Origin of the sequence: Blautia caecimuris (assembly GCF_024622975.1) — a bacterium.
GTDB lineage: Bacteria > Bacillota > Clostridia > Lachnospirales > Lachnospiraceae > Blautia_A > Blautia_A caecimuris.
The window spans coordinates 66,486-77,490 of sequence record NZ_JANJZT010000022.1; the positions used below are offsets into that span (position 1 = coordinate 66,486).

The window sequence follows — 11,005 nt, forward strand, 5'->3', positions numbered from 1 at the left end:
ATAATGCGTTTTTTCACGAATATAGTTGAAGTTACTACTCATTCAGGTATATAATATAAAAAAACCAAGTTTTTTTGTTTAAAAATAACATAATTATCATTATTTTTTTAGCACTATTGCACATATACAAATTAAAAAGGAGGAATAAATATGCCTATTCCCTTGTTCCATGTGTTTTCTGACGACCGCTTTATGGATCTGACCTTATACCAGTATGGGTATGAAAAATGCCGTCCTCTCCACTCCTTTGGTCCTTCTGTCAGAAATCACTTTCTGTTCCATTATATTTTTTCCGGCAAAGGCACACTTCTTGTTGACGAAACAAAAACCTCAACAAAAGAATACAAGCTTCACGGCGGTATGGGTTTTCTCATTGAACCGGAACGGATCAACACCTATTTCGCCGACAGAGAAGATCCCTGGGAATATGCATGGGTGGAATTCAGCGGACTGAAGGCAAAAGAGATCCTGGATACTGCGGGACTTTCCACGGAATCCCCTGTTTTTATCCCCACCTCCCATCAGATTTCCGAAACTCTGAAAAGTGAACTGCTCCATCTGGCTTCCAGTCCCTCCGAAACCTCGTCCCTTCATCTGATCGGACACCTTTATCTGATCATGGACGCCCTGCTTACAGGTTCCGCCTCCAGACGCAGAGTTCAGAACGGAAAACGATCCCAGTTTTATACGGATGAAGCCATTACCTTTATCTCTCAGAATTATGCGCTTCCCATTACCATAGAAGATATGGCTCAGAGACTGAATCTGGACAGAAGCTACTTCGGCAAAATTTTTAAAGAAGTGATCGGACAGGCTCCACAGGAATTCCTGATCCACTACCGTATGTCCAAAGCCGCAGAACTTCTGAAAACCTCAGATATGCCGGTGAAAAACATCAGTGTTCAGGTAGGCTATCCCAATCAGCTTCACTTTTCCCGGGCTTTCAAAAATGTATATGGACAGTCTCCCAGAGAATACCGACAGAAAAACCGGATCATTCATGAATAGCTGTTCAGAATCCTGGAGTATTTATGCCAAAACGCCTGGCCGGACAGTGCTGTATGATCAGTAGCAATAACCCTTAATTCCAAATAAAATCAGTAAGAAAAATATTTACAAGTAGTTTTGAAAACTATATAATAGAATGCAGAGGTGATAAACTATGACGATCAATACACAGGATATGATAGGCAGTATACTGGAAAGTATTTCAAGAATTGATTATATTAAACCGGAAGATATTCCGAACATTAATTTATACATGGATCAGGTCACTACTTTTATGGAGGAACAGCTTGCCTCCTCCAAGCGTTATCCGGAAGATAAGATCCTGACAAAAACCATGATCAATAATTATGCCAAAAATAATCTGCTCCCGTCCCCGGAAAAGAAACGTTATTCCAGGGAGCATCTTCTTCTGCTTATTTTTATTTATTATTTTAAAAACATTCTTTCCATTAATGACATCCAGACGCTTCTGGGGCCTATCACAGAAAAATATTTCCGTTCAGATTCAGACATGGATCTGACTGCTGTCTACAACGAGGTGTTCAGCATGGAAAAGGACCAGGTAGAGCTTCTGAAAGAAGATCTGGTAAAACGCTACCATACCGCTGAAGCTACTTTTGAATCAGCGCCTGAAGAAGACCGCAGATTTCTGAAGCTTTTTTCCTTTATCTGTCTTCTGAGCTTTGATGTGTACACAAAAAAAATGCTCATCGAGCAGCTTGTAGATGAACTGCGGGATGAGAACAATGAAGAATTTACCAAAAGCAAAAAATCGAAAAAATAACATTGCTTCTGATCACCGGTGATATAAAAGGGGACTTTTTCAAGCCCCCTTTTTGCATTTCGCTTTACATTTCAGCGAAGTTCTTTTTTATCAGTAAAGATAATCTTTATTTACATATCCGCTTTTTCCAAGCTTTGGAGAATATACATACCAGTAGGTTGAATCACTGGTATCCGTTACCTGTACCGTATCGCCGGTATATAATTCCCCGATCTCATTGGCTGCGTCATAGGCTTTGGCACTTCTCAAAGCAAGATATCCCTTACTTACGCTGACTGTTTTTGTAACAGTTCCTGAGGAAGAAGAACCTCCTGTCAGATAATTCTTGTTTACAAATCCGTTTTTGCCAAGCTTCGGAGAATATACATACCAGTAGGTAGCGTCGCTGGTGTCGATCAGCTGTACTGTATCTCCTGTATACAGTTCCCCAATCTCATTGGATGAATCATAGGCTTTGGCATTTCTCAGAGCAAGATAGCCCTTGCTTACGCTGACTGTTCTTGTTTCTCCTGAAGTGCCGGAAGAGGTGCCCTGAAGATAATTTTTGTTTACATATCCGCCCTTGCCAAGTCCGGGAGCATATACCAGCCAGTAAGTGTCATCATTTGTGTTGGCGATCTGTACGGTATCTCCGGTATACAGCTTGCCCACCTCATTTTTGCTGTCATAGGCCTTGTCGTTTCTCAGGGCAAGATAACCGCTGTCTACCTTTACTGTTCTGGAGCCTGCTGAATTTGCCAGATACGCTCTGTTCACATATCCTGTTTTTCCATGCTTTGGAGAATAAACAGTCCAGTAAGTAGACCCACTTGAATCCGTTACATCCACCGTATCCCCGGTATACAGCTCTCCGATCTCATTGGATGAATCGTAGGCTTTTGCATTTCTCAGAGCAAGGTATCCTGAAGCAACTGTTACTGTGTAATTATTTGCCGCAAATCCGGTCTCTGCTGTTACAGGCAGAGACAGCACAAATGCCACTGCAAATAGCGCCGCCCATTTCAAAAGGGCAATTCCTGAAAACTCTTTCCATTTCCTACTCATATCGTTGTCCTCCTTTTAGAATATTATGTGAATCAGCTCCTTTGCTGTTTCAATCCCTGTAAACGACGTCCCTTCTGCTGCCTTTCCTACTGCTGATAATAGTCGTAAATCTGCCGGCTCAGCGCCGCTATGGTGCTCTGGGCAGAGCCTGCTTCTGAAAGCTGCTCTGACATAAATACAAGAATCAGATCATTTTGTGTATTGTAAATAATTCCCGCATCGTTTTCCACATCTGCAAGCTCCCCTGTTTTATTTGCCACACTGACGCCTGCAGGCATCCGGGCCGGAATCTTGTTCCTTCTCTCCTGGCCTGCCAGAAGATCAAACTGTGCCGCTGCCCTGGGATCTCCTGCCTTCCAGCCGTCATAAACCTTTTTAAGAAAATGTCCGCAGTCTGCAGGAGACGTATAATTATCATCCAGTTCATTGCTGTGCAGCAAAAGCCTTCCCATGTGCGTATTGCTGTATCCGTTTACACTGCAGTATTCATTGACAACATTCATTCCCACAGCAGCGTCTCCGCCTCCCAGATATCCGGTAAGAGTATTTGCCGCATCATTGTCGCTGACAGTAATCATGGAACGGAGATTGCTGTCCACGTTTCCCTGACCGTACTGCGCTGCCAGATTATCATAATTCTCATAAGCAGCTCCCATAATATAAAGCTTGATGAGACTGGCTGCCTGCATTCTGTGTTCATTGACACTTCCCTCTGTGTTTGCTGAAATATTACATACATATGCGGACCAGCTTCCGTTATTTGTGGGAAACGCCAGACTGGAAAGCAGTCCGGAAAGCGATTCATCTGTTACTGCCCCTGAGGATTGAGTTCCCCCGAACACACTTCCTGATGAAGCATCTGACGGAGGTGAAAGCGCTCCGTCCCCTGTGCCATTCTGTATCTCCTCCTCAGGCGGCGGCTCCGGATGATGATCCGGATCTCCCTGTGGTTCTGAATTTTCCGGTTCCTCCGCCTCGGGCTGAGGCCCCTGCATTTCTCCCGGAGTAATTTCCGGCTGTGTCTCTTCCTGTTCCTCTGCAGGCGCCTCTGCCACCTCCTGTACTTCCTCTTCTGTCTGCTGCGCCTTGTCTGTTCCGCAGGAAGACTGAGCCGAGATTACCAGGAACGCCAGAGCCAGTAATCCTGCCTTTTTTGCGTTCATGTAACTTTTTCATTCCTTCCCCTGCAATCCACCTTTTCCTGTGTGCAATTTGCATATTTTATTCCGTGTTTTTTGCAGTTTTTTCATGTATTGTTATTATAATTTTAATCTAAAAGTCTTGCAAGTATTTTTTTCTTTTCAAATTGTTTATTATAGCTTATCATATAGGAAACAGGATTCTGTAAAATCCATGTTCAGCAAATGCTTTTCAATTTTTATATCACATAAATCATTATTTTCAGGAGGATTCATATGAAAAAAATACTGAAATTTCTTTCCGCCGGATTTCTTATACTGACCTTCCCGGTTACTGCCCTGGGCGCTTCCTACGAAAGCGAGGAAGGCCAGGCCATGATAGGGCCCCCCTCTTCCCAGACAGAGGACGGCTCCGAAGCCTTCTCTGATTCCCCCGCTGAGGGAACCCCCTCCGGCATCGACTGGGACGCCGCCAATACCGCTGCGTCTCCGGCCTCAGGAAGCGGTGATTTTACTGTGGTGATCGACCCCGGACATCAGGGGCCTTCTGTTGATATGAGCGCCCCGGAGCCTATGGCTCCCGGTTCCAGTGAAACCAAGGCAAAGGCAACCTCCGGCACACAGGGAAACTTCTCCGGCGTTCCGGAATATGAGGTCAACCTGCAGGTTTCCCTTCTTTTACAGCAGGAGCTTACTGACAGGGGCTATCGAGTTGTTATGACAAGAACCGATAATGAAACCGCTATCAGCAACAAAGAACGTGCGGAGCTGGCTTCTCAGCAAAATGCTGACATTACAGTGCGTATTCATGCAAACAGCGCAGGAGACAGCTCTGCTTCCGGAGCCCTGACCATGGCTCCCACTTCTGCCAACCAGTATCTTTCCTCAGATATCATAGAAAAAAGCAACACTCTTGCTTCCTGTATCATCAACCACTACTGCGCTGCCACAGGGCTTGGAAATCAGGGTATTATATCGTCTGACAATATGACAGGAACCAACTGGAGCACTGTCCCTGTTGCAATTCTTGAAATGGGATTTATGAGCAATCAGAATGATGACCTTTATATTACCAATACTGCCAACCATCCGGCAATGGTTGCCGGGATTGCAGACGGAATTGACGAATATTTCAGTATTGTAGAACCGCAGACAGCAGCCAAAGGCCAGCATCTCAGTCAGCTTACGGAAAGCCTTCAGACTCAGTATACTTCTCCTTTGGAAAAATCAGGTGAAAACTGGGCAATTGCTGTTATGGACCCTGCTACTGACGATTACAGCACCATCCATGCAGAAGAGACCATGCAGGCTGCCGGTCTGATCCGGTCCTATATCATGGGCGCCGTATATGAAAAGCTGGTTTATCCTGATCCGGCCTCAGAGGCATCCGTCGATTATCAGAAAACCCTGAAGCCCCTTCTCCAAAAGATGATCGCATCCAATGACAGCAACGCTGCCAATGAACTTGTTGCCCTTCTGGGAAACGGAGATTTTAAATCAGGCGCTGCTGCTGTAAACCAGTTCTGCCAGGATCATGGATTTACATCCACCAGACTGGAAGCGCCACTTACCGCAGACAGCTCAGAAAAAACCAATACCACCAGCGCCTCAGACTGCTGCCGCCTTCTTTCTGAAATCTATAATCAGACATTAGTAAACAGCAGTGCTTCCTCAGAAATGCTGTCCCTTCTGAAGCAGCAGGCAGAAAAGGATAAGATTCTCTCAGGTTTGCCGGCTGAAACAGAAACTGCCGGTACAGAAGGCACTCAGTCAGATTCTGTTGAAAACAATATGGCAGTTGTACTGGACAGCGCCAGCCCCTATGTATTCTGTGTTTTGTCCAATAATATAAAAAATTCCTCAGAAGCCAAAGAAAATACAAAAAAGATTTCTGCGGACATATACCAGTATATGACCTCTGAGTCCAAATCTCCGGACACTCCTTCATAAGAAAAAAGCAGAGATGCGGTAAAGCCCGTATTCTCTGCTCTTTTTAATCTGTGTATTATTCTGTTTTTTCGGAATTTTCTTTCTGAGCTTCCTTTTCTCTCATTCTGGAAAAAACCATTTCGTAGCCGTCATTTCCGTAATTCAGAGAACGGTTTACACGGCTGATAGTGGCAGTGGATGCACCTGTTTTTTCTGAGATATCCAGATATGTCCGTTTATCCGTCAGCATTTTTGCTACCTCAAAACGCTGTGACAAAGAAAGAAGTTCATTGATCGTACATACATCCTCAAAAAACGTATAACATTCTTCTTTATCTTTTAAACAAAGAATCGCTTCAAATAGGTGATCTACCTCTTCTGTTCTGATTTTTTTACCCATATTCTCTGCTCCTTTAAATCACTGTCCTATTACTGCATAACACATTTTAACACTTTAGCACGTGATAGGCAAGTGCTTTTTGCCGGAAAAACAGATAACATACAGAGAAAATACAGGTATCCTCAAATGGCACAAAATGGAGTATAATAAAGGGGATACAAGGAAATAAAACTGAAAACGGAGGTTTTTATGAAATACGCATCTGTTCTTGATCTTCATACACATACAGTTGCCAGCGGACATGCCTACTGCACCATTCACGAAATGGCTGCCGCTGCTGCCGGAAAAGGCCTTGAAATTCTCGGAATTACAGAGCATGCGCCTGCCATGCCCGGTACCTGCCATAACTTTTACTTTCATAACCTGAAGGTTGTCCCCAGAGAGCTGCACGGCATCCGGCTGCTTTTGGGTACTGAGCTTAATATTCTTGATTCAGACGGACAGGTAGATCTGGGGGAAAAAGAACTCAGAAATATGGACGTGGTGATCGCCAGCCTTCATCTTCCCTGCATGAAACCGGGTTCACGCGCTGAAAACACAGAAGCATACCTGAATGTTATGAAAAATCCCTATGTAAACATTATCGGCCACCCGGATGACGGACGCTATGAAATTGATTATCCTGCACTTGTTCAGGGAGCCAGAGAATACGGCAAGGTTCTGGAGCTGAATAACCATTCTCTGGAGCCATCCTGCTTTCGCCAGGGCGCAAAAGAAAATGATACGGAAATGCTGAAATTGTGCATGAAATATCAGGTGCCTGTTGTTATGAGCAGCGACGCTCATTTTGACAGCGCCATCAATGAGTTTGAAAGCGCGCGCAGCCTTCTTGAAGAGCTTGATTTCCCGGAAGAACTGGTTTTAAACCGCTCTGCAGAAGCCCTGAAACCCTTTGTAAACCGTAAATTTTAAAAATATTTCTGACATTCCCAGGGATAACAGTAATAACACAAAACCAGATTTATACTTTCAAAATGGAGTGATTATTATGGATTTATTTGAATATGCAAAATCAAAAACTCTGGACAGAGAATCTCCTCTTGCTTCCCGCCTCCGCCCCACTTCTCTGGAAGAGGTTGTAGGCCAGGAACATATTGTAGGAAAAGACAAGCTGCTGTACCGCGCTATCAAGGCTGATAAACTGACCTCTGTTATCTTTTACGGACCTCCCGGAACAGGCAAAACAACACTGGCAAAAGTAATAGCCAATACTACCAGCGCTAATTTTACTCAGATCAATGCAACTGTAGCAGGAAAAAAAGATATGGAAGCCGTTGTAAAGGAAGCCCAGGATAATCTGGGGATGTACGGCAAAAAGACGATTCTTTTTATTGATGAGATCCATCGCTTTAACAAAGGACAGCAGGATTATCTTCTTCCTTTTGTAGAGGACGGAACAATCATCCTGATCGGCGCAACTACAGAAAACCCTTATTTTGAAGTCAACAGCGCTCTTTTGTCCCGATCCATTATCTTTGAACTGAAAGCTCTGAGCAATGAGGATATTCAGACTTTGATCCTCCGGGCTGTGAACGACTGTGACAGGGGCATGGGAAATTATGGCGCTGTCATTGATCAGGATGCTGCGGAATTTCTGGCAGATATGGCAGGCGGCGATGCAAGAAGCGCGCTGAATGCAGTAGAGCTTGGAATCCTTACCACACCAAAAAGCCAGGACGGCCTCATCCATCTGACTCTTGACGTTGCTTCAGAGTGCATCCAGAAACGAGTGATTCAGTATGACAAAAAAGGCGACAATCACTATGATATTATTTCTGCCTTTATAAAAAGTATGCGCGGCTCCGACCCGGATGCAGCTGTATACTATCTGGCTAAAATGCTCTATGCAGGGGAGGACGTCAAATTTATTGCCCGAAGAATCATGATACTGGCATCCGAGGATATTGGAAACGCTGATCCTCAGGCAATCTGTGTAGCTGCCGCTGCCGCACAGGCTGTTGAGCGGGTAGGTATGCCGGAATCTCAGATTATTCTCTCCCAGGCTGTTGCCTATATGGCCTGCGCCCCAAAAAGCAACTCTGCAGTAAACGCAATCGCTGCTGCCATGGACTCTGTAAAAAAAACACGGACTACTGTGCCGGTTCATCTTCAGGACGCCCACTACGGCGGCCACGAAAAGCTTGGCAAAGGAATCGGTTATCAGTATGCCCACAATTACCCGGATCACTATGTCAGACAGCAGTACCTTCCTTCTGAAATACAGAATGAACATTTTTACGAGTTAAGTGATATGGGATATGAAAAAACCTTAAAAGAACACATGAAAAAAATCGGAGCTCTTTAATGAGCCCCGATTTTGCCAGTTATTATAAGTTCTTCCATATGAAATAAAAAGCTGATAATCCAGCTCTCAGTTATTACAGGCACAAACAGCAACCAGCTCTTCTGCTTTCTGGGCAACCGCCTCTGCATTAGAAAGAGTTAATGTTCCCTGAATTAATTTCCAAATTTTCTATAGCATAAAATTATTCATTATTGTCAGTATCCTCTCCGTCTTCTTCCTCAACCAATGCAGGAGCCGCCTCTATGATAGATGTAAGAAGATTATGAAAATCAGAGGCTTTCATACTGGTAACAACCGGAATACCTGTTTGTTCTTCTAAAGCCTTTCTCGCAATTCCAGCTACTTCACCTCCTCTACGAGCCACTCTGCGGTTTTCCTCAAAGCCTGCTGGATGAACAGCTACGGAAATATCTTTTGTAGAAGTTTCCGCAAGCATATTTAAGACAAGTTCTGTAGTACTCATGTTGTCACGAAGATTTTCTTTCTTCAAACCTTTCAGAGATTTATATTGTCTGGTAGACATTCCTGCCCAAGCCTTTGTAATCTCATCCGTTAGAATGGCATATTCTTTACCTTCCTGTACGCCGCGCTTGTGCCATTCATCTGTAAGTTCTTTGCGAACACGGATAGTCAGAAGCCTTTGATTTATCCAATCTTCATCATATCCCTTTTTCAAATATGTAGTAAAAGCCCGATCAATGGCTTTCTCTGGATCAATGGTCTCCTCAATGCGATCACTGCCAACTCTCGCCAACCATGCTTTTAATGGCTCTGCTTTTTTTGATGGAACAGATTGAATAATTCTCAATACACCTTCCATTTTTGCAGCTTGGATTTTTCTCATTTTTCCATCTACTGTCGGCATAGCAACCAGGGTACAAATTGTACCCCACTTCAAATTAAGTTCAGGGTCGCGAGCACGCATCTTTTTTATATATTGCTTCGGATCAGCACTATCTGTCAATACGGCAACAATATCTACAACAGAAAAATACCATTCTTCCTGTTCAGCATTCCATGCAGTACGAATTTGTTTATCTTCAAATGCTTTTGTGGTAATTTTCTGATCTACCATACTCAAAACCTCCTCACATATCTCCACAAACGTTAATTCAATCAGTCCTTACCCTATATATTTTTCTTATACTATTAATCTTAATTTCTCTGATAATGAATTCTTTGTTGTATTAATATTTCTGTTGTGTTTAACTCAACAAATCACAACATATGAAATTTCCTTTATTATGTTGTCATTTAAAAATTTGTTTTATAATTTCATATTTAGTCTTAAACTTCGGATAACCTAAAAAGTTTTATGCTATAAGTATAGCATAAACCACTATTTTTAGCTACCTTAGGTCACCATCTAAAGTCAATGAAATTGCGGTAGACGTTACTATGAACTCCGTTAAAACATGTATTACTGGATGCATGAAAAAAATCGGAGCTCTTTAATGAGCCCCGATTTTTTGAGATGGAATTATTTATTTTTTCTTTCTTCTAAGCATCTGGATAAGACCAATCATAGAACCACTTCCAAGTAAGCCTGCTACTAACGGTACAGTATTTGTTGCATCGCCAGTCTTAGGATTGTTTGTTTTAACCTCAGACTTATTTGTATCAGCTTTATTCTGATCGTTGTTCTGGTTATTGTTGTTGTTTGGTTTCTCCGGAGCTACAGTTGGTTTATTCTGATCTGGAGTAGGAGTCGGATTTTCCGGATCAATTGGCTGATCTGGGTCTTCCGGATTAGGAGTAGGAGTCGGCTCTTCTGGGTCTGGAGTAGGAGTCGGCTCTTCCGGATCTGGGGTCGGAGTCGGCTCTTCCGGATCTTCTTTCTCTGCACGGACTGTAACTACCACTGTGTTATCCTCAATTGGAAGATCTCCAATGATTGCAATTACATAACCTTCCGGTACATCTGTAAGAATACTTGTGTTGATGTATGTATCTTTTTCATCTACAACAAGTGTACCTGTACCTACTTCTTCACCTTCTTCTGTCACATATTTAACTGTAACATCTTTTGTATATTTTTTCTGTCTTACTACTACGTTTGCAGAATTTGTTTCAAAGTCTACCGGGATATCTCCTACATTTGCAATTTCCCAACCGTATGGTACATCTGTAAGGATGCTTGTGTTGAAGTATGTTGCGTTCTCATCAAGTTTGATTCCAGATGTCAGAATATTATTTCCTTCCTCATCTACATAATTGATTACAACGTCTCTCTGGTATACTTTCTCTCTTACTACTACTGTTGCTGAGTTTGTCTCAAAGTCTACCGGAACATCTCCTACATTTGCAATTTCCCAACCGTATGGTACATCTGTAAGGATGCTTGTGTTGAAGTATGTTGCGTTCTCATCAAGTTTGATTCCAGATGTAAGGATGTT

Annotated in this window: 10 protein-coding genes; 5 read left to right on the plus strand and 5 right to left on the minus strand. The window is 43.1% G+C overall.

Features of this window, described 5'->3' with window-relative positions:
* Positions 1 to 150: 150 nt before the first annotated feature.
* Positions 151 to 1,008 (plus strand): AraC family transcriptional regulator, encoded by an 858-nt coding sequence (locus NSA57_RS13740; protein WP_257465115.1) that lies wholly within the window; start codon positions 151 to 153, stop codon positions 1,006 to 1,008.
* Between the two features lie 154 nt (positions 1,009 to 1,162).
* A complete protein-coding gene (locus NSA57_RS13745; protein ID WP_173752608.1) occupies positions 1,163 to 1,792 on the plus strand; it encodes a DUF1836 domain-containing protein in 630 nt (209 codons plus the stop codon).
* A 90-nt stretch (positions 1,793 to 1,882) separates the two neighbouring features.
* On the opposite strand, the gene NSA57_RS13750 is transcribed toward NSA57_RS13745, so the two are convergent.
* Positions 1,883 to 2,836, minus strand: a complete 954-nt coding sequence (locus tag NSA57_RS13750; RefSeq protein WP_257465116.1) for an SH3 domain-containing protein — start codon at positions 2,834 to 2,836, stop codon at positions 1,883 to 1,885.
* Between the two features lie 86 nt (positions 2,837 to 2,922).
* The gene (locus NSA57_RS13755; protein WP_257465117.1) at positions 2,923 to 3,999 is read right to left on the minus strand and encodes a serine hydrolase; all 1,077 of its coding nucleotides are present in this window, start codon (positions 3,997 to 3,999) and stop codon (positions 2,923 to 2,925) included.
* Positions 4,000 to 4,251: 252 nt separating this feature from the next.
* Between NSA57_RS13755 and NSA57_RS13760 the strand changes: the two genes are divergently transcribed.
* Positions 4,252 to 5,925: an N-acetylmuramoyl-L-alanine amidase gene (locus tag NSA57_RS13760; RefSeq protein WP_257465118.1), complete on the plus strand. Its 1,674-nt coding sequence runs from the start codon at positions 4,252 to 4,254 to the stop codon at positions 5,923 to 5,925.
* 55 nt (positions 5,926 to 5,980) lie between these two features.
* On the opposite strand, the gene NSA57_RS13765 is transcribed toward NSA57_RS13760, so the two are convergent.
* Positions 5,981 to 6,304 carry a YerC/YecD family TrpR-related protein gene (locus tag NSA57_RS13765; protein WP_147598701.1) on the minus strand — a complete coding sequence of 108 codons (324 nt, stop codon included), beginning with the start codon at positions 6,302 to 6,304 and terminating at the stop codon, positions 5,981 to 5,983.
* A 189-nt stretch (positions 6,305 to 6,493) separates the two neighbouring features.
* On the opposite strand from NSA57_RS13765, the gene NSA57_RS13770 reads away from it, so the two are divergent.
* Complete coding sequence (locus tag NSA57_RS13770) at positions 6,494 to 7,216, plus strand: phosphatase (protein WP_257465119.1); 723 nt, start codon at positions 6,494 to 6,496, stop codon at positions 7,214 to 7,216.
* A gap of 76 nt (positions 7,217 to 7,292) precedes the next feature.
* Complete coding sequence (locus NSA57_RS13775) at positions 7,293 to 8,609, plus strand: replication-associated recombination protein A (protein ID WP_257465120.1); 1,317 nt, start codon at positions 7,293 to 7,295, stop codon at positions 8,607 to 8,609.
* Positions 8,610 to 8,790: 181 nt separating this feature from the next.
* On the opposite strand, the gene NSA57_RS13780 is transcribed toward NSA57_RS13775, so the two are convergent.
* Both NSA57_RS13780 and NSA57_RS13785 read right to left on the minus strand, forming a co-directional pair.
* A complete protein-coding gene (locus tag NSA57_RS13780) occupies positions 8,791 to 9,684 on the minus strand; it encodes a BRO family protein (RefSeq protein ID WP_330671348.1) in 894 nt (297 codons plus the stop codon).
* Between the two features lie 409 nt (positions 9,685 to 10,093).
* Positions 10,094 to 11,005: LPXTG cell wall anchor domain-containing protein (locus tag NSA57_RS13785; RefSeq protein ID WP_257465122.1), on the minus strand; the 912-nt coding region annotated here is incomplete at its 5' end.